21 protein-coding genes, 1 tRNA gene and 3 pseudogenes are annotated in these 23,415 nt (G+C 41.5%); 9 read left to right on the forward strand and 16 right to left on the reverse strand.

The window, feature by feature from the left end; genetic code table 11:
* A pseudogene (locus PTE_RS23980) lies at positions 1-286 on the forward strand (group II intron reverse transcriptase/maturase); the annotation flags it as partial.
* 305 nt (positions 287-591) lie between these two features.
* Here the strand turns inward: PTE_RS23980 and PTE_RS17230 are convergent.
* From PTE_RS17230 to PTE_RS17260, 7 genes and pseudogenes are all read right to left on the reverse strand, one after another.
* Positions 592-891, reverse strand: coding sequence for a type II toxin-antitoxin system RelE/ParE family toxin (locus PTE_RS17230; protein WP_036849174.1), 300 nt, complete (start codon positions 889-891; stop codon positions 592-594).
* Positions 881-1,141: a type II toxin-antitoxin system ParD family antitoxin gene (locus PTE_RS17235; protein ID WP_036849175.1), complete on the reverse strand. Its 261-nt coding sequence runs from the start codon at positions 1,139-1,141 to the stop codon at positions 881-883. Before PTE_RS17235 ends, PTE_RS17230 begins: the two co-directional genes overlap by 11 nt.
* A gap of 194 nt (positions 1,142-1,335) precedes the next feature.
* Positions 1,336-1,620 (reverse strand): annotated as a pseudogene (locus PTE_RS17240) (ISKra4 family transposase); the annotation flags it as partial.
* Between the two features lie 3 nt (positions 1,621-1,623).
* Positions 1,624-2,634: an IS982 family transposase gene (locus PTE_RS17245; RefSeq protein WP_036849177.1), complete on the reverse strand. Its 1,011-nt coding sequence runs from the start codon at positions 2,632-2,634 to the stop codon at positions 1,624-1,626.
* 245 nt (positions 2,635-2,879) lie between these two features.
* Positions 2,880-2,956: transfer RNA gene (locus tag PTE_RS17250), tRNA-Pro, on the reverse strand.
* Between the two features lie 75 nt (positions 2,957-3,031).
* On the reverse strand, positions 3,032-4,771 hold the full coding sequence (gene yejM, locus PTE_RS17255) for an LPS biosynthesis-modulating metalloenzyme YejM (protein ID WP_036849179.1): 1,740 nt from the start codon (positions 4,769-4,771) through the stop codon (positions 3,032-3,034).
* A gap of 32 nt (positions 4,772-4,803) precedes the next feature.
* Positions 4,804-5,031, reverse strand: coding sequence for a YejL family protein (locus tag PTE_RS17260; RefSeq protein WP_036772527.1), 228 nt, complete (start codon positions 5,029-5,031; stop codon positions 4,804-4,806).
* Positions 5,032-5,304: 273 nt separating this feature from the next.
* Here PTE_RS17260 and yejK point away from each other — a divergent pair, with 273 nt between their 5' ends.
* A complete protein-coding gene (gene yejK, locus PTE_RS17265) occupies positions 5,305-6,309 on the forward strand; it encodes a nucleoid-associated protein YejK (protein WP_036849180.1) in 1,005 nt (334 codons plus the stop codon).
* A 71-nt stretch (positions 6,310-6,380) separates the two neighbouring features.
* Here the strand turns inward: yejK and rplY are convergent, their stop codons facing one another.
* Positions 6,381-6,665, reverse strand: coding sequence for a 50S ribosomal protein L25 (gene rplY / locus PTE_RS17270; RefSeq protein ID WP_036849181.1), 285 nt, complete (start codon positions 6,663-6,665; stop codon positions 6,381-6,383).
* Positions 6,666-6,811: 146 nt separating this feature from the next.
* A complete protein-coding gene (radD, locus tag PTE_RS17275; RefSeq protein ID WP_036849182.1) occupies positions 6,812-8,569 on the reverse strand; it encodes a DNA repair helicase RadD in 1,758 nt (585 codons plus the stop codon).
* A gap of 276 nt (positions 8,570-8,845) precedes the next feature.
* On the opposite strand from radD, the gene rsuA reads away from it, so the two are divergent.
* The 3 genes from rsuA (at position 8,846) to PTE_RS17290 (ending at position 12,091) form a co-directional block, all read left to right on the forward strand.
* Positions 8,846-9,547, forward strand: coding sequence for a 16S rRNA pseudouridine(516) synthase RsuA (gene rsuA / locus PTE_RS17280; protein WP_036849183.1), 702 nt, complete (start codon positions 8,846-8,848; stop codon positions 9,545-9,547).
* 119 nt (positions 9,548-9,666) lie between these two features.
* On the forward strand, positions 9,667-10,854 hold the full coding sequence (locus tag PTE_RS17285; RefSeq protein ID WP_036849186.1) for a Bcr/CflA family multidrug efflux MFS transporter: 1,188 nt from the start codon (positions 9,667-9,669) through the stop codon (positions 10,852-10,854).
* 892 nt (positions 10,855-11,746) lie between these two features.
* Entirely contained in the window at positions 11,747-12,091 is a 345-nt protein-coding gene (locus PTE_RS17290) for a YejG family protein (protein WP_036849188.1), read from the forward strand.
* A 69-nt stretch (positions 12,092-12,160) separates the two neighbouring features.
* Here the strand turns inward: PTE_RS17290 and mepS are convergent, their stop codons facing one another.
* Together mepS and PTE_RS17300 are read right to left on the reverse strand one after the other, a co-directional pair.
* Positions 12,161-12,736 (reverse strand): bifunctional murein DD-endopeptidase/murein LD-carboxypeptidase, encoded by a 576-nt coding sequence (gene mepS, locus PTE_RS17295; protein ID WP_036849190.1) that lies wholly within the window; start codon positions 12,734-12,736, stop codon positions 12,161-12,163.
* A 358-nt stretch (positions 12,737-13,094) separates the two neighbouring features.
* A pseudogene (locus tag PTE_RS17300) lies at positions 13,095-13,805 on the reverse strand (phosphatase PAP2 family protein).
* 439 nt (positions 13,806-14,244) lie between these two features.
* Between PTE_RS17300 and PTE_RS17305 the strand changes: the two are divergent.
* Positions 14,245-14,562, forward strand: a complete 318-nt coding sequence (locus tag PTE_RS17305) for a hypothetical protein (protein WP_241826038.1) — start codon at positions 14,245-14,247, stop codon at positions 14,560-14,562.
* Between the two features lie 231 nt (positions 14,563-14,793).
* Here PTE_RS17305 and yeiP read toward each other — a convergent pair whose 3' ends face one another.
* The 3 genes from yeiP to PTE_RS17320 form a co-directional block, all read right to left on the reverse strand.
* A complete protein-coding gene (gene yeiP, locus PTE_RS17310; protein ID WP_036849192.1) occupies positions 14,794-15,366 on the reverse strand; it encodes an elongation factor P-like protein YeiP in 573 nt (190 codons plus the stop codon).
* A gap of 133 nt (positions 15,367-15,499) precedes the next feature.
* Positions 15,500-16,759 carry a tryptophan permease gene (gene mtr / locus PTE_RS17315; RefSeq protein ID WP_036849194.1) on the reverse strand — a complete coding sequence of 420 codons (1,260 nt, stop codon included), beginning with the start codon at positions 16,757-16,759 and terminating at the stop codon, positions 15,500-15,502.
* 116 nt (positions 16,760-16,875) lie between these two features.
* Positions 16,876-17,295 carry a nucleotide triphosphate diphosphatase NUDT15 gene (locus PTE_RS17320; RefSeq protein WP_036849196.1) on the reverse strand — a complete coding sequence of 140 codons (420 nt, stop codon included), beginning with the start codon at positions 17,293-17,295 and terminating at the stop codon, positions 16,876-16,878.
* A 206-nt stretch (positions 17,296-17,501) separates the two neighbouring features.
* On the opposite strand from PTE_RS17320, the gene fruK reads away from it, so the two are divergent.
* Entirely contained in the window at positions 17,502-18,440 is a 939-nt protein-coding gene (gene fruK, locus PTE_RS17325) for a 1-phosphofructokinase (protein WP_036849198.1), read from the forward strand.
* 9 nt (positions 18,441-18,449) lie between these two features.
* On the opposite strand, the gene nfo is transcribed toward fruK, so the two are convergent.
* Positions 18,450-19,292, reverse strand: coding sequence for a deoxyribonuclease IV (nfo, locus tag PTE_RS17330; RefSeq protein WP_036849200.1), 843 nt, complete (start codon positions 19,290-19,292; stop codon positions 18,450-18,452).
* Positions 19,293-19,402: 110 nt separating this feature from the next.
* Entirely contained in the window at positions 19,403-20,485 is a 1,083-nt protein-coding gene (locus PTE_RS17335) for a YeiH family protein (RefSeq protein WP_036849201.1), read from the reverse strand.
* A 189-nt stretch (positions 20,486-20,674) separates the two neighbouring features.
* Between PTE_RS17335 and yieE the strand changes: the two genes are divergently transcribed.
* Both yieE and PTE_RS17345 read left to right on the forward strand, forming a co-directional pair.
* On the forward strand, positions 20,675-21,538 hold the full coding sequence (gene yieE / locus PTE_RS17340) for a DNA-binding transcriptional regulator YeiE (protein ID WP_036849202.1): 864 nt from the start codon (positions 20,675-20,677) through the stop codon (positions 21,536-21,538).
* A 154-nt stretch (positions 21,539-21,692) separates the two neighbouring features.
* The gene (locus PTE_RS17345) at positions 21,693-23,174 is read left to right on the forward strand and encodes an amino acid permease (RefSeq protein WP_036849204.1); all 1,482 of its coding nucleotides are present in this window, start codon (positions 21,693-21,695) and stop codon (positions 23,172-23,174) included.
* Positions 23,175-23,415: the final 241 nt, after the last annotated feature.

The following is a 23,415-nucleotide window of genomic DNA, read 5'->3' on the forward strand; positions in this document are numbered from 1 at the left end:
TTGAAGGGACTCAGGGACTTTCTATGGAAGAATCTGAGTACCCGACAAACGGCAAATCCTGAATACCGTCATCAGAGTGATCAGAGGCTGGATAAACTATCACGGCATATCTGATAACCAGAGACGAGTTGGGCAGTTTATCTACCAAAGTATGCGAATAATCTATAGATGGTTCAACCGTAAAGGGGGTCGTCGCCGACTGACGTGGAAAAAGCTGAATCTGATCTTGAAAATGCTGGGTTATCCAACGAAATGGAAAACCCGATCAATACTCTGGACTCGCTGAATATGTGTGGGGACACTGATCTGTCGGGAGCCGGATGCGGTAGTTCCGCACATCCGGTTCTGAGGAGGGGCCCGTCTGGGTAACCGGCGGGTCTACTCAACCGCAACCCCAAATATCCCACACATTTTTATGCTCTCCATTTACGCAGGAATCCTTACGGTACCCGTAGCAGGGAGCATATGAAGCGCAGCTCTTTGTCGGTCTTCTCTTGCATGTCAGTTTATCCCATGACGATTTTAATGGATGCTCCACAAGCAGCCGCATATCGCTCAAGAGTTGAAACACTGGCTTTAATTTCTCAGTACTCACTCTATGTGCCGTTGATAATCCATAGATTGATGCAGAACTCTTACAATAGTGATCCCATTTGCCATTAAACGAAAAAAGATAATGTGTGAAGCAACCGGGAATGCCTTTAGCCCAGGTCGAACATGGCTGTAACTCCGGGCCAGCCTGGGCTCTTCGGCAAGTGTATGAAAAGCCCTGTCGATATCCTTGATATATTGATGCGCTTTTTCCAGGCCAAATTTTTGGTAACTGTATTCAAAAATAGCCTCTAAGTCCTGTTCAGCTTTAGGCTTTAGAAAAAAGGTTTTACTGGACATTATGTGCTTTATTTTTCATACGGGTAAAGAAGGTATTTATATCCCACGCTATGGCTTTGCCACTGTTATCACCTTCATCAATTAGCTGACGAAGCGCTTCTAGTTTAGACTCAGCTTGCTTTTCCTGTAACAACCGTAATCCCTCCCGAACAACTTCACTATTAGTTTTGTAATAACCTGATTCGACCAGGCTTTCTACAAAACCCCGTAATTCTTCGCCAGTATCCACTGTCATTGTACGTGATACCATAATACACCTCATTTCAGCTCATTAATTAATATTCTATAGTATAAGACATATTCTTACACTCTGGGAGTGTCCTTTATTTTTCGCGTGACTACCGCCAAATGTCCATTTTGGTTAAAAAACATACTTTTCGTGCGTTTCCGTACTGTTGGGCTTCAGACCCCTTATACAAGAGAGCATAAAAAAGTGTGGGGCACTCATGCCGCAACAGCCTCCGACAAATAGTGATCCGTTTCCTCGCTTAATTTGATCCCAGGATACCAATGCTCAAATCGAGTTTTTAAATCATTATTGAGTACTGCTATTCGTGTCTGGAGCAAGTAATGTGCACCCTGTTGACTCCATTGCATTTGCTGTTTCTTCACCATACGTTTAGCGATAACTTCATTGATCGTCGATTCAACAAATGAAGAGGAAATCGGTTCGCCATACCGGTACATTTCACCATAATTTGGGATCATCATGCGGTTATTCTTAATATAACCTCAGCTTTGCTTAAGGATAGCGATTTCAGAATCACGTGAATTTAAGCTCGGTTTTTTCGGTTGGAATGGATATGCAATTAAGCCCGATACGACCTCCAACAAAAAGCCGACTATACTCCGATGTCGTGAATGTTCTATCTGAGAAATATTTTTCAATCGGTCATTCACGGTCTCTATCAAAAAACGCTTTCTTAACATAATCTTATCCCAAATCGATAAAAACTTGGCTTTCCTATTGCAACGAACACGTGTGATAAGTGTTATCCCTTCTGCCTCCAGTTCATCACTTAAAGCTTGTGATAAATACCCTTTGTCGCCATACAGATGTCCTGTTAATCCTTTTACCCATTCCTTAACCGGATAGCGAGCATCTGTATTTCCCCGCGTTAATTTGACAGACAAACGCTCCCCACAAAAAGCCAGGANCNNATACCCTTTGTCGCCATACAGATGTCCTGTTAATCCTTTTACCCATTCCTTAACCGGATGGCGAGCATCTGTATTTCCCCGCGTTAATTTGACAGACAAACGCTCCCCACAATCATTAATGACCAAATGAAGTTTAAAACCATAAAACCCCCCCATACTGGTTTTCCCCCGTTGTGCTACCCCCTCAAAAACCTTATTTCGGGGAATACGAAGATTATGGCAAACGGCGATTTTGGTGGAGTCGATAAAAGCCATGCCTTGTGATTTTTCTTTGCGTGAAGAAAGAAAAGCGCACAACGGGATAATCGCGCTTTTCTTCAAGGTTATTATTCGGTTGTCACTGACCAGATGGGGGAAATCAGCCTTAAGATACTGTTGCACATGCTCAATATAAAACGCTTTGAAATGACGATAGTGGCTCATGTGAAATAAAATGAGGAGCGTCATGATTTCACTCAGTGACAGGGAAGCGGCGCGATGGCGTTTAAGCAGGTTATTCTCGATGAGCTGTTGTTCCCAAAGCGGAATAAATTTTTGGCAAAAATCATCGACGCNGCAGTAAAGTTCTTCTAAAGTCATCATAGCCTGAGGATCTCCACGATTTTGTTTTCTATACAAAAACGTTGATCGTGCCTAAGGCTCTTAGTTCCTTTTTTCTTTCCTTTCTTAAGCAGAGTTCAGGTTAATTAGATAATTTTATGCTTTAAGTGATGGAAGATGATTTGTAAATGCCAGGTTTTAAATCGGAGTTTTACCATAATTTTACCAGAGACAAATCTCAGACATAAAAAAACCAACCCTAACAGGTTGGTTTTTCTGGGGAAATTTGGTCGGCATGATAGGATTTGAACCTACGACCCCCGACACCCCATGACGGTGCGCTACCAAGCTGCGCTACATGCCGATAACTTTTATTATACTACTGATTTTATGAATTAAAGCAAGTGCTAAATTCAATGACCGATTGATTTTTAAGCATTTAATTAGCTATAAAATGTTTAACCTCTGTGAGTATCTGTAACAGTTGTGCCAGATTGGGTTTAGCATCTTTAACTTCGTTGCCTTCGAGGTCATATAAGGAATAATCACCGTTTTTATCCAGAAACAGGGTGTTCTCACTGGTTGTAATGATCAGAGAACCATTATCACCGGTAATAATCCATGGGCTATTACGTTGCGCTGTAAACAGATCTTCGCCTTGAGAGTAATCATCAGGAGAGTTGCTGACATGTAACAAACGTTGCATCAATGTTGTCATAACATCCTGATGGCTTGTCAGCTTATCAATGGTCTGTGATGGTGTTCCTGGCCAATGAATAAGCAGGGGAACATGCGTTTGATCACGATTAAATCTGCCATTATTTATCCATTTTGGTGGATGCGTAGCTGTGATTTCACTATGCGCGGCGGTAATAACAATGACCGTGTTATTTAGCGCGTTTTTGTTTTTCAGCGTCTCTAATACAGCATTAATTTGAACATCGAGAGCCGCCGTATTACCTTGTGCGTTAGTTTCATCCAGTCCACTCATTTTCAAGAGGGAGAACCACGGGGCGCTGTTAGTGGGTAAATTCAGCCATTGCTGCCACTGTGTTACCGTAAGTTGATTACTTTGGTTGATCGCAGTGGGCAATGAGTAGTCGGAAAGTAATGCCTGACGATAAAGCGGAGTATTAAATCCTGTAGAGGAGAATAAGCCGAACTGATATCCCTGATGAGTCAGTGCATTAATCAGTGCGGATGATTTACGTCCAGCAAGTATTCCATCCAGATAGCCAGAAGAAATACCATAAAACAGCCCGAATAGGGCGGTATCATTTTGGATTCCATTACTGAAATGTTGATTGAACTGAATGCCGGTTTCTCTGAAATGGGAGAGTACAGGCATATTCTCTGTAATGTCTTTATTATCCAGCCCATCAACCACTAGTATTAACAGGTTGTATCCGCTGCCTTTATCCTGATAAGTCAGATCGTTAAGTGGATATTCCACTGTTAATGCAGCAGGATCTCCCTGTAGCATAAGACGGCGCTGATATTCTTGTTGATCCAGAAGGCCATGTTTTTCAAGAAACTTGCGCGCTGTCATTGGATAAGAGAGCGGCAGGTTAGAGCGTTGCATGGTTATCGGACGATAAAAATTAGCATCAGCCCAGATATACATCATATGGGAAGCCAAAAAGGCAGAAATAAGGACGGCAGCCAATGGCTTACCAATCCGTTGCCGACTCAGGCTGCGTAGTTTCTGCCAACTCCAGGTACCAAATAACATCTGTACCAGAAAAATGACTGGAATACAGATGAACATAAGTTGCCAGTCCCGCGCCAGTTCCCCTTGATCAGGATTGATAACTAAATCCCAAACTAAAGGTGTTAGGTGAAGGTGGAAACGGTGGTAGATGGTAATGTCGAATATTAACAGTGTCAGCCCGGCTGTGGCGAAAATGGCCGAAAGAAACCTGAGCAGGCGCTGTGACATGACAATAAATGTCAGTGGAAACAGAATCAGCAGATAAGCGGCAAAAACAATAAAACTAAAGTGCCCAAGCCAACTGGTCAAAGCATAGACTCGGCCGAGCAGCGAACCCGGCCAGTCAGAAACAAACAGGTAACGGCTACCTAATCCAAGACTGAGTAGGATGTTAAACAAGGCAAACCAATGCCCCCAGCTAATCATCTGGGACACTTTTTCACGATAACGCTGACGGCTAGTCACCATATTTTGTTTACGTTGTGGTCTTTAGTTAAAAATTAATGGGCTTTATCTTCGTTTACTGAAGATTTAAGCGCGTGTGCAAACGAGTCGGCAATATGCCTGCGCTGGGCAGGAGACACACTCGTATTGATTAAATTTGTTACCATATTGCCAAGTACCATCAGAGAAAGGTCTGTCGGCGTATGGTTTTTTTCCAGAACACTGACCAATTCTGTTAATAAACGTTCAACGTGTTCGTCACTATAACGAGATGACTGTGGCATAAATTTAGACTTCCTGAACTAACAAAGCACACTATCTTACCGTATAGGTGCGTGATTTTCTGCTCTTTTGTGGCAAATTAATTCACGGTTAAGATTTTATGTTGCAGTAATAGCGCGTCTTTAGCAATTTTCTGATATCTGTCAGTAAATAATAGTTGATGGAACGTGGCGAAACATTATTTTTCCCAGGGTTTTTTATTGCAGCAGTTGGTTATCAGTGTTTGAATACGCCGTTAGATGCGAATGAAATAAGCAGCGAAAGGAGTAGAAAGAATGAGTCTGCAAATAGACCAAATTGCCTTGCATCAATTAATCAAGCGTGATGAGCAGACGCTGGATGTCGTGCTGCGTGATTCTCTGCTCGCCACCGATCGGGTGGTGGAAGATATGATGGCTGAATTACACCGTGTGTATAGTGCAAAAAGTAAAGCTTATGGCCTGTTTAATGAAGAGAGTGAATTGGCAGAAGCGCTCAGACATCAGCGTAAAGGTGATGAAGATTTTCTGGGGTTCAGTCGCGCAGCAACGGCACGTCTGAGGGATGAACTGGCAAAATATCCGTTTGCTGAAGGTGGGACGGTCCTGTTCTGTCAGTATCGCTATCTGGCGGTAGAGTATTTGCTGATTGCTGTACTTAATAGCTGTAACAGTATGTCTGTTAACGATAATCTGGATCTAAATACCACGCATTATCTGGATATTCCTCATGCTGATATTGTTGCCCGTATAGATTTGACTGAGTGGGAAACCAATCCTGAATCAAGCCGTTATTTAACGTTCCTGAAAGGGCGGGTAGGACGTAAGGTTTCAGATTTCTTTATGGATTTTCTCGCTGCCAGTGAAGGGATGAATGCTAAGGCTCAGAATAAAGGGCTGTTGCAGGCCGTTGATGATTATTGTGAGTCAGGTCAGCTTGATAAAAATGAGCGTCAGGCATATCGCCAGCAAGTATACAGCTATTGTAATGAACAATTGCAGGCAGGAGAGGAAATTGAGATTCAGGAGTTGTCTCAGGAATTGCCAACATTTGGTGAGCAGAATTTTCAGCAATTTTCTCAGGAACAAGGTTATGAATTGGAAGCGTGTTTTCCAGCAGATCGCAGTACATTGCGTCAGTTAACTAAATTTGCCGGAAGTGGTGGCGGATTGACAATTAATTTCGATGCAATGTTATTTGGCGAAAGAATTTTCTGGGATCCGGTAACGGACACTTTAACAATTAAGGGCACTCCACCAAATTTACGTGACCAGTTACAGCGCCGTAGTGGTGGTCATTGATCCCTAAAATAAATAACGCCGCAAATGCGGCGTTATTTACTCGGCGTCCCGAAAAGCTCGACTGTGGCTAATTAAGCACGCAGGAAGTCAATGTGCGCCAGTTTTGGTTTAAACGGATGGCGCTGTACAGCCTGCACTTTAACTTTAGTTTCTTTACCGTCGATAACCAGAGTCAGAACTTCGCTATAAAATTCTGCTTTTTGTTCCATATTGATAACTTGATCGTGATCCAGTTCAATAGAAACAGGTTCCTGGTTGCCACCATATACGATAGCTGGGAACTTGTTAGTTCTGCGCAGGCGGCGGCTCGCACCCTTGCCCTGCTCTTTACGTACTTCTGCATTAATAGTAAACATTATTTTTCTCTTTAAAGAAGAAAATAAATCCTGCTACAGGCGACCCAGCAGCAGGTTCGGGATTTGGTTTAACGCGGGCGCTAAACGGGCGGCATTCTAGCGAAAAATGGTTGTGACAGCAAATGGAATACGTCAATTGGGGCCTATTAATACAATTCATCTGCCCGGCGAAAGCGTCCTTGATAATCAAAGATCTTTTCACGAATCTGCCAGAACTGACCTTTTTTACGGGCGACGACAAAATCGGGATGACGTAATAAAGGTTGCTGATTAACGATGTCTGAAACCGTTTTCCAGTTAAAAGGTACCGCTGGGGCACGTTGATGCTGATGGAGAAACTGGTGTTCAAAGAGCCGTCGTTGAGCCGGGGTTGTAAGCCGGAAGCGTTCAGAGGCATCGGCACCATCTTCATCATAATAGATGATTTTCAGCCATTCTCCTTTACTGTCAGTTCCTGGGATGAGTTGCATACCACCGCAACGCAGTACCAAGGCATCTTTGAGTTTTAATGCCGCTTTCAGCATATCATCGGGATCGACCAACACCTCCTGGCAACTGTGACAACGCCGCGCTGCAATGTCATTTTCTGCACCGCAATGAGGACAGAGTTTAAAACGAAAGCGGAAATCGCATTGATGACGTTTGCCGTGTTGATCATCTTCCCAGCCCTGACAGCGGCGTCCAAAGTGTTCGATAATTTCACCGTCGGAGGTACATTTTCCCCAAAATATATTGGCAAAGTGACAGATAGGACAGAATACCTGAACCGGTTGGCTCTGCTTATCTGGCCGACTGTTGCCAACTTCCGGTGTGTAGAGATCGTGAGGATTTCCTGCATAGTCGAGAATAAGGCAATCTTTTTTACCCGGAAATAATCTTAAACCACGGCCGACAATCTGCTGATATAAGCTGACGGATTCGGTAGGGCGCAGAATGGCTATTAGATCGACATGAGGTGCGTCAAATCCGGTAGTTAATACGGTAACGTTAACCATGTAGTGCAATTGCTGAGTTTTAAAGGCTTCGATAAATAGATCACGATCAGTAGGTGATGTATTGGCGCTGACTAATGCGGCTTGGCCGGAAGGAAGTAATTGAAAGATCTCTTTGGCATGTTCGACTGTTGCAGCAAAAAGCATAACGCCTTTACGGTCAGCCGAATATTCAATGATCTGCCTGATAATATGAGGTGTGATGCGTTCTTGTCGTTTGATTTCACGGTTCAAATCCGTTTCATTGAAAATACCTTGCTGACTGGAGCGGACCTGGCTGAAATCATATTGCATAACTGGCATATCCAGTCGCTGCGGAGGGACCAGGAAACTGTGCTTAATCATATAGCGTAATGGCAATTCATATATGCAATCACGGAAAAAACTATTTTCATCACCGCGGATCATACCGTGATAGTGATATTGATATATCCAGCCGATAGCCATCCTGTAAGGTGTCGCTGTTAAGCCAAGAATACGGAGTTGCGGGTTATTTTGCCGAAGATGATGAATAATTTGCAGGTACTGGCTGTTTTCATCATCACTGATACGATGGCACTCATCAATTATCAGTAAAGAGAATTGATTATCAAAGTGCTGAAGATTACGGGCGACAGATTGTACGCTGCCAAAAACCACTTTTCCTGAACTTTGCTTCTGCTGCAATCCCGCGGAGAAAATATCTGCTTGTAAACCATATGCGCAATATTTGCTGTAATTTTGTGCAACTAATTCTTTTACATGTGCCAATACTAAGACTCTCCCGCGAGCCAATTTTGCCAGTTCAGCAATAACCAGGCTTTTACCTGCTCCGGTTGGTAACACAATAACTGCGGGTTCACGATGATGTCGGAAATGATTAACGGTGGCATCCACAGCTTCTTGCTGATAGGGACGTAAAGTGAAAGTCATATTCGTTCCGCAACAGAAAAATATTCGCGGAAGAGTAACATTTTTCTTATCAATTTGCTGTGGATAGAAGTAAGGTGAGATAATTGTCTGATTAAGTGAAACTATAACCCGTTATAACAAATAGATAATTGTTGTTTATAGTAAACATGGTTATGATTAGCTTTGAAAGCTTTTGAATTCATCTCACATCATCTTTTTTGGTGGCTTTGCGTTGTAAGATCAAGATAGTAGGGTCACGTTTATTTTTAAATTAATTTAATACAGGTATCTTCATCCATGCGATTGGATAAATTTTTGTCACAACAGCTTGGTATCAGCCGGAATGAAGTAGGGCGTGAGTTGCGCGCGGGGCGTATCACTGTTGATGATGAGATTGTAAACGCCGGGGCTTATAAATTAGCTCCAGAGCAACAGGTTATGTTTGATGGTTCATTACTGGAACAGCAGCAAGGGCCTCGCTATTTTATGCTAAATAAACCGCAGGGGTATGTCTGTTCCACGGATGATCCGGTGAATCCGACGGTTCTCTATTTTGTTGATGAGCCAGCGGCGCATAAATTACACACGGCTGGCAGGTTGGATATGGATACCACGGGTCTGGTTTTGCTGACTGATGATGGTCAATGGTCCCATCGTATTACTTCCCCAAAACATCATTGTGAAAAAACCTATCTGGTCACTCTTGAATATCCTGTTGCAGAAGGGACAGCAGATAAGTTTCTTGCGGGTGTCCAACTCAATGGTGAAAAAACACTGACAAAACCTGCTCAACTGGAAATTCTGGCACCTCAATTAGCCCGTCTGACTATCAGTGAAGGGCGTTACCATCAAGTAAAACGCATGTTTGCAGCGGTAGGTAATCGGGTAACAGAGCTTCATCGTGAGCGAATCGGTGAAATTATCTTAGATCCTGAATTGGAACCCGGGGAGTACCGACCGTTAACTGAGCGAGAAGTAGCCAGTGTCAATGCCCCTTAATCTTAGAGTTCATCCCTTTAGGGCTATTACACATTCACAAGAACAGTCCGTAACAATCATGCCTGCTGGGGCAGGTTCTTAGTTTTAGTTAATCATTTTAAATTATTGGAGTAATACGCGTGCAACAACAACGATCATCCTATTTAGGGTTGATTTTGATCCTTGGGCTGCTTTCTATGTTAATGCCTCTTGCCATTGACATGTACTTACCCAGTTTGCCGACCGTTGCCGAAGATTTCGGTGTGGACAGTGGGCGGGTTCAGATGACATTGAGCAGTTATATTCTTGGTTTTGCTATCGGTCAGATGATATATGGCCCAATGGCTGACAGTTTGGGCCGTAAGCCGGTTATTCTGGGTGGCGTTATTGTGTTTGCTCTGGCTTCAGCCGCGTGTACGATAGCCAAGGATATTGACGATTTTATTTATATGCGGTTTTTGCATGGGTTTTCCGCCGCTGCGGCGAGTGTTGTTATTAATGCTTTGATGCGGGATATGTTCACGAAAGATGAATTTTCACGCAGTATGTCTTTTGTGATATTGGTAATGACCATTGCACCATTAATTGCGCCAATTCTTGGTGGCATGATGATGATTTGGTTCACATGGCATGCTATTTTCTGGAGTATTGCAATTACTGCTGTTATTGGGGTATTCCTTGTCGCTTTCTTTATAAAAGAAACTTTACCGAAAGAGAAAAGACAAAAGTTTCATCTCCGTACAACCATAAGCCAGTTTATTATGTTATTCCGCCAGCGTCGTGTGTTTTGTTACATGCTTGCCAGCGGATTTTCGTTTGCGGGAATGTTTTCTTTTCTCAGTGCCGGGCCATTTGTTTATATTGAGTTGAATGGTGTGTCGCCGCAGAAATTTGGTTATTATTTTGCGATTAATATCGTATTTCTGTTTGTGATGACAACAATAAATAGTCGTTATGTACAGCGTTTTGGTGCGTTGAGAATGATGTATTTTGGTTTGAGTGTGCAGTTTATTATGGGGATCTGGCTGCTGCTTTCTACCGCACTGAATTTTGGTTTTATTTCTTTGGTCATCGGTGTAGCAGCTTATGTCTGTGGTATTGCTATGATTACATCCAATGTAATGGCGGTGGTTTTAGATGGTTACCCGCATATGGCAGGGACAGTATCTTCACTGGCAGGTACCATTCGTTTTGGGATTAGTGCTTTGGTTGGGGTATTACTTGCCATGTTACCTGCGCGCAGTGCCTGGCCAATGGTTGGTTCTATGGTTTTATGTGTTATTTTGGCTACTTTGTTTGTTATATATGCAAAAAAAGGTCGTGGTTAAAAGTAGAAGGCTGCTTTATGTGTAGCCTTTTCCTTAGGGAGGCGTAATTTATTACAGAATGATGTCTTTCTTCGTTGATATATTCCTTTAAATAACCATTCAGATTAGGAGATTGTGCCACATTGTGTTATTAGAATATCTGCTATTAAGCCATGGGATAGTATAACTGTGTGGTATAAAAAACATTTTCTGTATCACTAAAGTTTTTATTAAAAATTCTAATGATATTAGCGGGATTATTGGGTTGCCTCCTGAATATTAGGAATATTTAGATATTGAATGGTTTGATGATATCTATATTCTTCAGGAATGAAGCTATTGTTGTTTCATTCTTTTGTTACTTCTTATATGCCGTATTTATTGATTTTTATATTCGGATTGGGCTGAGAGGTTGACGTGTAAATGCAAGGAAATTCCGAACTGTTTTGCTGTGGGAATAAGTAATTATTAATACATTGATAGTGATTATAAGTCTGTTGTTGTATTTTTGTTAAATTAAAAATATTCAAGAGCGTTATCATTAGGTTATTATTAATCTTTCCTTATAAAACACATTGTTATCTATTTGTTTTTACAGTTCTTGTTTGATTTTTATGTTAAAGATTTGAGTTGAAAAAATAAAATATGTAAACAATCATTAAACATACAGTTAGTTTTTTGCATAAAAATAAGTTGAGTTTTCTTTTAAAAAAGTATAAATATATGCGAAATGCGAGCTTGATCTCATTTTTTCTAAGGTGAAGTTTAAAATTAATGTAATACTATAAACACAAATTTAACTTTTTGTTTACCTTTTTGGGGAGTTAGTTATTCGGTTTTGGCGAGTAGAACACCTGAAGATAGTCGCTAACTTTAACTTTTGTATCTATGTTCTTTCAGGTAGGAATAATTTGTGAATAATATTCAGCTTTCGGTGGTACATCGACTACCGCAAAGTTACAGGTGGTCACCCGGTTTTGTGGGTATCAAAGTTGAGCCACTTCCAGTTGATGAAGTGAATGTAAAAAGCAGCCTGATGGGGTTGAAGTTACTCAGCCACGAGGATATGGCTGCATGGAATGTTATGCAAAAATTACAGCAATCTCTTGCTGATATGCAAATTGAAAGTACTGTGATTGAGTGGGAAGGCCAGCCGTGCTTGTTTGTTGACAGTGAAGACGAGAGTGCGGTTATGTGTCGCTTGAAGACGCTTGGCGCTGCGATTGCTGAAAAGATAACAGCTCTCTACCCATTCTGATATAAACGCGAAAAGCGCTTCCTTTGGTGGAAGCGCTTTTTTGTACGCAAGGGAAAGAATTCTTAGCTGTTAGGAGGCGTTGATGACCCGGCGACCACCATAATAACGTTTGCTCCAGTATGCGCTGTTTAATCTGGAAACAATCACACCATTGCTGGTGGAGGCATGAACGAATTGCTCATTGCCAACATAGATACCAACATGCCTTGTGTGGGCACCTGTCTTAAACAAAACCAGATCGCCAGGACGTAATTTTGAGCGGTCGATTTTTTTACCAATGTTTTGTTGTTCAAATGTTGAACGTGGTAGTTCCATGCCAAACTGGTCATGGAAAGTACGTTGAACAAAGCCAGAACAATCAATACCGCGTTTAGTGTTACCGCCGAGTCGATAGGCAACCCCCTTCCAGCCATTGTATTGGCTAAGAATTTTGGATTTTATGTCCAGATTACGAACCAGCGCTTCGAATTCATCCTGAGACGCTTGAAGTAAGAAGCCGTTCTTACCGTTTACTGCATGCGTATCAGTTTGTGTATTGCGAAACTTTGAAGAATCTGGTGAGCTGCACGCGGATAAAGTGATCGCTACGAACAGCGCGGGTATCAGCCGCGTAATGTATCTCAGTACCGGTTGAGACTTGACCATTATTTTTGTTTTCCCTTGCTATCCTTACCTTAAATTGGTCGCTATTATTGAAAAATATCAAACGCTTCGAAGACTGGTGTTAGAAAAAGCAATAAGTAAACAACGCGCTTGGTGCAAAAACGCGCTGGACGCCACGTTTTATAACGATATTTACAATAAATGTTATTCAGACCGAGAGTACAGAAACAATCAGGAAAAGGCGAGTATTTAATGGCATAATTTACAAAAAATTAGATTTCTTAGTACGAGAGATTAGCAATGTTGCTAATTTATGTTATTTATGTGGATCTTATGAGCAATCAGGAAGGTTAAATACCTCCCCAATATTCATCAGTAAAAAGGGTGTGCAAGAAGGGTTTTATACTGGGTAACCAATTTGCGGTAGATTCTTATCCAACCAGTTAATCATTATGTCACTTAATGGTGTTAGTAATAACCAACTTGCTCCAATGAGAACCAGAGATAAAGAACCGACTGCAATATCAGTAAACCAGTGTGTTCCCGCCATAATGCGGGGTAACGCAAATATGACCATAATCAGTAATGCAATGGAGAATGCTTTAACTGAGATATAGCGAAGTATGAAGCAACTGAAAGTGAGTAGCATTAATCCATGATCGCCTGGAAAACTATCGCCGGATGAATCCTTAGTCATCAGATTAGCCATTTCGCTAATGCGATTGATATTATCAAATGTTAATGTCGGGCTTGGGAATGGACGAATGACAGGGAGCTGATGACCGATTTGGTTAAGTATAATTGTGCTTATCAGTATGACCAGGCCAATCATGAATAATCTGCGTTTGCCTGCGTAATTCTGCTTACGAAATATGCTTTAATAAAGTAATCCCATACATAAAAGTGAAATTACATCGAAAGCCTTGATATTCACAAATGCTACAAACTCTGTAAATTTTGAACCTGGTATTAATTTCTCATTAAAGAAGTAGAAGATTGAAGAATCGATATTTAACCAAAAACTGTGGTGCTTTGGTAAATACCAGGAGAGAAATAAAGTAATCCCTAACAGGTTAAGTGTAAATATGGCAAATGGGTGACTGCATGTCATAGGATACCTATTTGTTAAAAGTAAAATTCAGTAATAATCAAGCTCATAATTATGTAGGTTAATGTAACAAGTGTTAGGTAATAATGTCATGAATCCAGTTCCTATCATAAGTTAATCTGGTGTTTTTTTTATCTATTTTGTGCTTTTTCCTTCAGATGTTTATTTGATTTGGTAAATATTTATGCTCAATTTTTTCGTTTTTATTGAGTGATGGCGGGGATATTTAAAGTTATAAATTTTTAATTTATTAATAATTACTTCTGATAATTTCCATGTTAAAAGATGTAAATATTTTAATCAGTTTTAAAAGCTAAATACAGTAAAAAAACAACGAAAATAGCCGTTACCAATAGCATGGACTCATAAATTTTTCCGATTTCCAGATTGATTTTACATTTGGAGGTCTCAGCAAATAATGCTGTCTTATGGCGAGGGCTTTATGTCTATGTTCCGGGTTATGGTGGGTTGTTTTTTCCTGATGATTCCTGGTGTTGTGAGTAGTGAATCAGAGACACAATCAGGTACAGGGGTTATTCACTTTTCAGGTGCAATTGTTGAATCACCGTGTCGTTTTGATTGGTATGATCACTGGACTGATACCACTTGCTGGCGAAAAGGAGATAAAATTACCCAGCGACGAAAACTGGATTTCCAAAATGATGTTTATTTTTATTTACCACACCAAATTGGTGTAACAGAAATTAAATGGGTAAAAGGAGAAAAGAAAATTGGAATTGTTACAATTTCCTATAATTGATATTAAGAGAAATCTTAAATATTATCTCTTCAATACTTAACTGAAGAATATTTGGAATTTTATTTTTCATTTTCTCATCATATTAATGAAAGTCAATGACGAATTTACGCTTGCATTTTATTTGGAAATTCAAATCATGTCTAAAGTATAAAGGTAAACGGATAGTTAATGAAATAATCGAAAATAGGTTGCTCTGTTTTATACAGAGCAACTTAGGATTAGCTAATGTTGTTAATCACAACGCCCCATATAGCGACGTTCTGCAATATGAATACGGATTTTTTCGCCGTTACTGATATATTCAGGTACTTGGACGATCAGCCCGGTACTCATTTTTGCAGGTTTTGTCCGCGCACTGGCTGAGGCGCCTTTAATTCCGGGGGTAGTTTCTTCAATGACCATATCGACTGTCTGTGGCAGTTCAAGGGCAATAACTTGCCCCTCTATGGTCAGAACTTGCATACCCGGCAGACCACCTTCAGGGATAAATAGCAATTCTTCTTCGATTTGTTCTTTTTTAAAATGATAAGGCGTGAAATCTTCATCATCCATGAAGACATATTCATCGCCATCAATATAGGAAAAATTAACGCTGCGACGAGTTAGGTTAATTGTATCAATGATATCATCGCCTTTGAAACGTTCCTCCACTTTTTGCCCGGTGCGGATATCGGTAAAACGCATTTTATATAGTGTACTGGCTCCCCGGGCGCTTGGTGCTTGAATATCAATATCTTTGACCAGCAGTAACTTACCATTATAACTGACGGCGATACCGCGTTTAATTTCGTTGGCTTTAGCCATATGTAACCTTCCATAAAACTGGGAGAGAATAATCGGCGACAAAATTACTCGCAGTTAGGGAATTAGGCAAGTGGGGATCAGAAAACCCCAGCGTTTTTTTACGTTGGGGTTTGTAGAAAGAATATCGGGTATATCAGCGATACACGGGCAATAAATCAAAGGAGGCCAGGATATGAGCTACAGCGTTCATCAAGCCAAACAGAATGATAAATCCGATAAGGAATTTCCCGCCTGGCACCCGATAACTGGCATCAGGGAAGCGGCGACGGCTTGCCCGCGCCATAAGTGCAGGAACAATAACGGCCCAGATGGTTGCAGCTAATCCGGCAAAGCCAATGGCGTACAGAAAACCATTGGGAAACAGCAAAGCCAGGGCTGTAGGTGGAATAAATGTCACTAATGCAGATTTTAACCGGCCGGTGTTGTTATCTTTAAAACCAAAGAAATCAGCTATGTAATCAAACAGCCCTAAAGAGACACCAAGAAATGAACTTGCCAGCGCCATATAAGAGAATGCGTTTAGAAGCTGGGTAACGGTTGTGTTGTTGGTTGTATTATCCATTTGTTTCAGTAAATCACCGATATTCCCGCCATCAGCAATAATCTGTTTGAATGCTTCACGGGGAATATTCCCCTGAATAACATATTGCCATAGGATATAAATAGTCAGTGCGATTAATGTACCAAATAACAGACTGTGAACAACGGCTTTGCTGTCTTTATGATAATATTTCACCAAACCTGGGACGTTACCGTGATATCCGAATGAAACCAATAAATAGGGCAGAGCGGCTAAAGCGTAAGGCATATAACTTGCTGCCGTATCCCTTGGTATAGCATTGCTTTGATTGAACAGGATAACAGATTTAACTTCTGTAAACATGCCACTAACGGACATAAAAAAAGCAATAACCATACCCCCGATCAAAATCGTGCTCAGACGATCGACTGCTTTAGTTGATAGCCAGACAATAAAAGCGACGATAAAGGCGAAAATAAAGCCGGTGCTAGCCTGTGATATTGGAATAATATTTTCAAAATTATGGGCAATGATTGAGCCGCCGGCTGAAATATAGGCGTAGGTCAGTATGTAGAGAACGAATGCAATTGAGATGCCGTTGATCGCATTCCATCCTTTGCCAAGTAAATCTTTAGTCATAGTATGGAAGCTCGCACCTGATGGATAATTCAGGTTGGCTTCCAGAATCATTAAGCCGGAAAAATACATACAAGCCCATGTGTAAACCAGCAGAATAATTGAGCCAGTAAACCAGATACCGGAAGTCACCACGGGAGTGGAGAACATTCCTGCACCAACAGAGGTTCCGGCAATTATCATTGCTCCACCAAGTATGGAAGGGCGCTTTGAACTCTGAGTTGTCTCAATGGACATATTAACTCCTGCTGAGTATATTGTTTCTTTGTACTAGCTTAAAGATACATTTTTGTATATAGAGTGTAAATAGACGTCATAAAGGATTATTTGAAATTGAACTGATATAAGTTGGTTCATTCAGTAAGATAGAAGCTATTCTCTTGCCACATTTTTATGGCATTCCGGCTGGCTTCAAAATGAGGTTCAGGGAGATTATCAGGATCGCACCACATAAGTTGTTCGCATTTTTCCGGCTCCATTAATTTTGGCTCACCACCTGGGTGTTTAGCCAGCAAACAGACTGAAATGGTATGTTTTCCTTCTTTTTGATACGTTTGAAGATTATTACAAACACCATAGACTTTTGGTGATTGTATCGTCAGACCTGTTTCTTCTTCAATTTCACGGATTGCACATTGTTCAAATGTTTCTCCGGCATCAACATGACCACCAAATATTGACCAGTATGGCGCATGTTTACTGCTGCGTTTTCCAAGTAATACCTGACCATATTCATTCACAATAACAACGCCAACACCAACAATTACGGACATTTGATATATTCCTTCAGATAAGTTTCAGCAAATTAGCATCTCTTTTTGAGAAAAAAATTCAAGACTATTCTTACCCGTAAATCAGTTTAAGACAACGATCAAGAAAGTATGGAATTTAACTGAAACGATTCAATTTTAATGGTATAAATGGAACTGAAAATTCATAGTAATGATGATGATTATCTACTTAGGAGACATCGGGCAAAATGAGCCGTAGAGTTGCCACTATCACCTTAAACCCAGCTTATGATTTGGTTGGATTGTGCCCGGAAATCGTCAAAGGGGCGATTAATCGTGTGCAAGCAGCCGGACTGCATGCTGCTGGGAAAGGCAATAATGTTGCTAAAGTTTTGCGTGATTTAGGCATTGATGTCACTGTCAGTGGTTTTCTGGGTAGGGAAAATCAGGAAGGATTTCAGCAATTCTTCAGTGAAAATGGCATGGAAAATCGTTTCCATTTAGTGCCAGGTAGAACACGGATTAATGTTAAATTGACAGAAGAAAGCGGTGAAGTGACGGATTTCAATTTCTCTGGTTTTTATGTTAGTGAAGCGGAATGGTCGGAATTTGTTAATGATTCGCTTTCATGGCTCGGACAGTTTGATATGGTTGTTGTCAGTGGTAGCTTACCGGCGGGTGTCTCTGCTGAATCGTTTACCAATTGGATGTCCCATCTGCGTCAGCTTTGCCCTTGTATTATTTTCGACAGCAGCCGTGAGGCGTTGGTTGCAGGTCTGAAAGCGTCTCCCTGGTTGGTTAAACCGAATCGCTATGAGCTTGAGGTCTGGGCGGGGCGCTTGTTACCTGAACTATCCGATGTGATCATGGCTGCACATCAACTCAGGGACCAGGGAATTGCTCATGTCGTTATATCTTTGGGTGAGCAGGGCGCATTATGGGTTAATGCATCTGGAGCATGGTTGGCAAAACCACCGCATTGTAAAGTTGTCAGCACTGTGGGGGCTGGTGATTCAATGGTCGGTGGTTTGGTTTATGGTTTGCTGATGCGGGAATCCAGTGAACACACGTTGCGATTGGCAACGGCTGTGTCGGCGCTTGCCGTTAGTCAGCCTAATGTGGGTATCAGCAATCGCCCTGAATTAGCTGCAATGATGGCTAAAATTGAACTGACACCCGTTAAATGAAAAGGACCATTAATTTTGTTGTGATTTCAGCCAGGCGATTTCTTGTGGCCAAATATCTGGATTAATTGTTTCAAGGATTAGCGGAATTCCATTAAAACGAGCGTCTTGCATAATATAACTGAACGGTGTTTTGCCAATATTCCCTTCCCCAAGGCTATGATGTCGGTCAACACGGCTGGCAAATTCACTTTTTGCATCATTTAAATGCATTCCGCACAGATATTGAAAGCCAACAATTTTTTCAAACTCCTGAAAAGTTTGCTGACAAACGTCATCGGTACGCAAATCATAACCAGCGGCAAAGGCGTGACAAGTATCAATACAGACGCCAACTCTGCTTTTATCTTCAACTCCGTCAATAATTGCTGCCAGATGTTCAAATTTGAACCCCAGATTTGTACCCTGACCTGCCGTATTTTCGATAACAGCGGTGACTCCCTGTGTTTTATTGAGAGCGATGTTGATAGATTCTGCAATTCGTGCCAGGCATTTATCCACATCTATCTTATTGAGATGGCTGCCAGGATGGAAATTCAATAAATCGACACCCAGTTGTTCACAACGTTGCATTTCATCAACAAAAGCCAGCCTGGATTTTTCCAGTGCTTCAGTATCTGGGTGACCAAGATTAATCAGATAACTGTCATGAGGGAGAATTTGCCGGCTACCGTATCCATAGCGCTCACAATTTTCTTTAAATTTATCGATAATGTCAGTGGCTAAAGGTGGTGCATTCCACTGGCGCTGGTTTTTTGTGAACAGGGCAAAAGCAGTCGCTTTTAGTTCGTGAGCCCGGATAACTGCCTGATCGACGCCGCCGGCAGCGCTGACATGTGCTCCAATAAATTTCATCATTCTTCTCCTTCCTATTTACACCATTTTGACATTGTTCAATCGCTTATTGAACCTTAAGAACGGAGAAGGTCATAGATTGTTGAAGCTCTTCAATGCATATGTTCCGATCAACCAAACCAATATTGAACGCCCAGATTTATCAAGAATCCACCAACCATCAGCCATACAAACAAAATCAGAGCCAGTAAAATGGGTTTAAATCCAGCCTGACGGATGGCACTCACATGCGTGGTTAAACCTAGTGCAACCATTGCCATGGCAAGCATAATAGTATCAATCTGAATCAAATAACTCACTGTTTTTGCAGGTAATAAATCGAACGAGTTAAAACCTGCTATTGCAATAAAAATTACCGCAAACCAGGGAATGGTAATCGGCGTTCTCGCTTGGTTTTTCTCTCCGTTTTTTGCGCCAGTCCGGCTGATGTAACTGGATAAAAATAACAAGAATGGCGCCAGCATCATAACTCTAATCATCTTGCTGATAACTGCCGCGTTTTCAGCTTGATCATCAATAGCATGACCGACAGCAACAACCTGAGCAACTTCATGAATGGTGGAGCCTGTAAAGATACCGAAAGCTTCTTGAGTCAATGGGATCCACTGATAATGCTCATTGAGCTGATAGAACCATGGATAAATGAAAATAGCGATAGTACCGAAGATGACAACTGTTGACACTGCAACAGCAACTTTGCTGGCGGGGGCATTCACTACCGGTTCTGTTGCCATAATGGCCGCTGCACCGCAGATACTGCTGCCGGCACCAATCAGCATTGAGGTTTGCTGATCTAATCCAAAGAGTGATTTGCCCAGCCAGATTGCAATAAAGAACGTTGAAGACAACATAATAGCGTCAATCAAAAGACCGGTAGTGCCTACATCGGCAATTTGCTGAAATGTCAGACGGAAGCCATAAAGAATAATCCCTGCTCGCAGAAGATAATGTTTTGAGAAATGGATACCCTTATCACAATGAGATTTGAGTAAAGGATAGACGGTATTACCGGCAACGATTCCTGCAAGGATCGCCAGTGTCAGTGCACCCAGTCCCATATTAACAAACCACGGGATATTTCCGGCGTATATTGAAATTGCAGTTAGTATTGCCGCCAGTATGAGTCCAGGTATTAAGTTCATACCGGGAATTGACGGTTGTTGACTGAGTTTTTCTTCATGAATGTCAGACATAGATATTTCTCACTTTGCTTATATGTTTTAAACATAAGCATATAGCAAATCAATTTATCATTAAAATTGATAATATTTTTATGTATAATCGTAAAAAGTGGTAATAAAAAGAGGGTTTTTGTTAAGTTGTTTATTACTGTATAAAATTAAAACAACCTATTTCGATGACACCATATTTTGCGGGGCAATATGCATATCACATTGAGGCAATTGGAAGTTTTCACGGAGGTATTGAAAAGCGGTTCAACGACACAAGCCTCCCAGCAGTTAGCGCTATCTCAATCCGCAGTGAGTGCTTCATTAACGGATTTGGAAAGCCAGCTTGGCGTACAGCTCTTTGACCGAGTAGGAAAACGGTTGGTGACTAATGAGCATGGTCGTTTACTTTACCCCAAGGCTTTGGCATTGCTGGAGCAGGTGGGGGAAATTCAGCTGTTATTCAAACAGGAATTGGGGGCATTACGTATTGCTGCCAGCAGTACCATTGGTAATTATATGTTGCCGGAAATGTTGGCAAATTATCGCCAGGATTTTCCGGATACACCTCTGGAGTTAAACATCAGTAATACACAGGATGTTATCAATTCTATACTCGAATTCCGCGTTGACCTTGGTTTGATAGAAGGTGCTTGCCATAGTCCTGAATTGATAACTCAGCTCTGGATGGAGGATGAACTGGTTATTTTTTCTTCTCCTAAAAACCCATTAGCTCAACAGAATCTGAAACTGGATGATTTAGCCAAAGCATCATGGATATTAAGGGAAAGGGGGTCGGGGACAAGAGAGGTGTTGGATCATCTGTTGTTTGCCCGCTTACCTGGGTTCAAGATTTTGATGGAGTTGGGAAATTCCGAAGCGATAAAACATGCAGTCAAATTTGGTATGGGGATTAGTTGTTTATCCAGACGGGTCGTTGCAGAGCAATTGGAAAATCGTACTTTGCTGGAGTTAAAAGTGCCGGAGTTGAAACTTTTCAGAATGTTGTACCTGATTCATCATCGGCAGAAGCACATGTCCAATGCACTGCAAAAACTGCTCAGTTATTGCCGGTGAGTTTTACATTCTGTTTAAAATTTAGAATTACCTGTATTACTTATAATTTTCTCTGAATTATGAAGGTATCTTATAACAGCGCTTCCTCGCTATTTTGACAGTGAGGATTTGCTACAATCCGCCATCAGACTTATTTGCAGCTAACAGGAACAGAATGTCTCAACAACAACAAAGTGTTTCCCAGAAACCAGTAGCGCAACATTTGCGCCGTGAATTGAAAGCACGGCATATGGCGATGATTGCCATTGGCGGATCAATAGGTACCGGGCTATTCGTGGCTTCAGGTGCGACGGTTTCACAAGCCGGGCCTGGCGGAGCATTACTTTCCTATGCATTAATTGGCCTGATGGTTTATTTCCTGATGACCAGCCTGGGGGAATTGGCTGCTTATATGCCTGTCTCCGGTTCTTTCTCAACTTATGGTTCCAAATATGTTGAAGAAGGATTTGGTTTCGCCCTTGGCTGGAACTACTGGTACAACTGGGCGGTGACTATCGCTGTGGATTTGGTTGCTGCTCAGTTGGTGATGAATTACTGGTTACCCGATATGCCGGGCTGGATCTGGAGCGCGCTATTCCTCGCACTGATTTTCCTGTTGAATTTTATTTCAGTGAAAGGTTTTGGTGAGGCTGAATATTGGTTCTCTTTGATTAAAGTCAGCACAATTATTGTCTTTATCGCGGTTGGATTACTGATGATAAGCGGTATCATGAAAGGTGCGGAAGGTGCCGGATGGCATAACTGGACTGTGGGTGATGCGCCTTTTGCCGGTGGCTTTTCTGCCATGATCGGCGTGGCAATGATAGTGGGGTTTTCTTTCCAGGGAACTGAACTGATTGGTATCGCGGCGGGTGAATCCAAAGATCCAGAGAAAAATGTTCCCCGCGCGGTACGTAAAGTATTCTGGCGTATCCTGCTGTTCTATATTTTTGCGATCCTGATTATCAGTCTGATCATTCCTTATACTGACCCAAGTTTACTGCGTAATGAGGTCGGTGATATCAGCGTCAGTCCGTTTACGCTGGTATTTGAAAATGCCGGTTTATTATCAGCTGCGGCTGTGATGAACGCTGTTATTTTGACAGCGGTGTTGTCTGCCGGTAACTCAGGTATGTATGCCTCTACCCGTATGTTGTTCACACTGGCAAAAGAGGGCAAGGCACCGAAGATTTTTGGAAAATTATCCAAAGGGGGTGTACCGCGTAATGCTTTGTATGCAACAACGGTTGTTGCTGCTTTGTGTTTCCTTAGTTCAATGTATGGTAACCAGACCGTCTATTTGTGGCTGTTGAATACCTCAGGTATGACAGGTTTTATTGCCTGGTTGGGGATTGCTATCAGCCATTATCGTTTCCGCCGTGGTTACATCGCTCAGGGGCTGGATTTAAGTAGACTGCCTTATCGTTCAGGGTTTTTCCCGGTTGGTCCAATCTTTGCGTTTATTCTGTGTCTGACCATCACATTAGGGCAGAATTACCAGGCATTTCTACAAGACAAAATTGACTGGTATGGTGTAACCGCAACTTATATTGGTATTCCATTATTCTTGTTGATTTGGTTTGGTTATAAATTGGTGAAGAAAACTAATTTTATTAAATATAACGAGATGAAATTTCCTGATATCCCAAATAAGTGAATTTGATCATGCTAAATGATGATTGACAGGCCGGCAGGGATCTTGGGAAAAATGTTAATTCGGCATGGTTTTACGGGTTTTTATTTTGATTCACGATTGATTTATTATTATCTTAACGTTTATTTATTGGAGTAAATAAACAGTTATTAATAGAAGTCAGAAGAAACTGCCCATTTTGTAACCGAATGGGCGGTTTTTTATTTTTCATAGGGTTAGTATGAAATTAGTTACTCAATTTACT

The sequence above is a fragment of the Photorhabdus khanii NC19 genome (assembly GCF_000517265.1).
In the GTDB taxonomy this organism is placed as follows: domain Bacteria; phylum Pseudomonadota; class Gammaproteobacteria; order Enterobacterales; family Enterobacteriaceae; genus Photorhabdus; species Photorhabdus khanii.

What these genes read in the sequence shown, in the direction of transcription:
- yieE (WP_036849202.1), top strand. Translation starts at nt 20,675, where the DNA reads ATGCATATCACATTGAGGCAATTGGAAGTTTTCACGGAGGTATTGAAA.
- PTE_RS17230 (WP_036849174.1), bottom strand. Translation starts at nt 891, where the DNA reads ATGTCCAGTAAAACCTTTTTTCTAAAGCCTAAAGCTGAACAGGACTTA.
- PTE_RS17260 (WP_036772527.1), bottom strand. Translation starts at nt 5,031, where the DNA reads ATGCCACAGTCATCTCGTTATAGTGACGAACACGTTGAACGTTTATTA.
- fruK (WP_036849198.1), top strand. Translation starts at nt 17,502, where the DNA reads ATGAGCCGTAGAGTTGCCACTATCACCTTAAACCCAGCTTATGATTTG.
- yeiP (WP_036849192.1), bottom strand. Translation starts at nt 15,366, where the DNA reads ATGGCTAAAGCCAACGAAATTAAACGCGGTATCGCCGTCAGTTATAAT.
- PTE_RS17345 (WP_036849204.1), top strand. Translation starts at nt 21,693, where the DNA reads ATGTCTCAACAACAACAAAGTGTTTCCCAGAAACCAGTAGCGCAACAT.
- mepS (WP_036849190.1), bottom strand. Translation starts at nt 12,736, where the DNA reads ATGGTCAAGTCTCAACCGGTACTGAGATACATTACGCGGCTGATACCC.
- rplY (WP_036849181.1), bottom strand. Translation starts at nt 6,665, where the DNA reads ATGTTTACTATTAATGCAGAAGTACGTAAAGAGCAGGGCAAGGGTGCG.
- nfo (WP_036849200.1), bottom strand. Translation starts at nt 19,292, where the DNA reads ATGAAATTTATTGGAGCACATGTCAGCGCTGCCGGCGGCGTCGATCAG.
- PTE_RS17305 (WP_241826038.1), top strand. Translation starts at nt 14,245, where the DNA reads ATGTCTATGTTCCGGGTTATGGTGGGTTGTTTTTTCCTGATGATTCCT.
- PTE_RS17235 (WP_036849175.1), bottom strand. Translation starts at nt 1,141, where the DNA reads ATGGTATCACGTACAATGACAGTGGATACTGGCGAAGAATTACGGGGT.
- rsuA (WP_036849183.1), top strand. Translation starts at nt 8,846, where the DNA reads ATGCGATTGGATAAATTTTTGTCACAACAGCTTGGTATCAGCCGGAAT.
- PTE_RS17320 (WP_036849196.1), bottom strand. Translation starts at nt 17,295, where the DNA reads ATGTCCGTAATTGTTGGTGTTGGCGTTGTTATTGTGAATGAATATGGT.
- PTE_RS17335 (WP_036849201.1), bottom strand. Translation starts at nt 20,485, where the DNA reads ATGTCTGACATTCATGAAGAAAAACTCAGTCAACAACCGTCAATTCCC.
- mtr (WP_036849194.1), bottom strand. Translation starts at nt 16,759, where the DNA reads ATGTCCATTGAGACAACTCAGAGTTCAAAGCGCCCTTCCATACTTGGT.
- radD (WP_036849182.1), bottom strand. Translation starts at nt 8,569, where the DNA reads ATGACTTTCACTTTACGTCCCTATCAGCAAGAAGCTGTGGATGCCACC.
- yejK (WP_036849180.1), top strand. Translation starts at nt 5,305, where the DNA reads ATGAGTCTGCAAATAGACCAAATTGCCTTGCATCAATTAATCAAGCGT.
- yejM (WP_036849179.1), bottom strand. Translation starts at nt 4,771, where the DNA reads ATGGTGACTAGCCGTCAGCGTTATCGTGAAAAAGTGTCCCAGATGATT.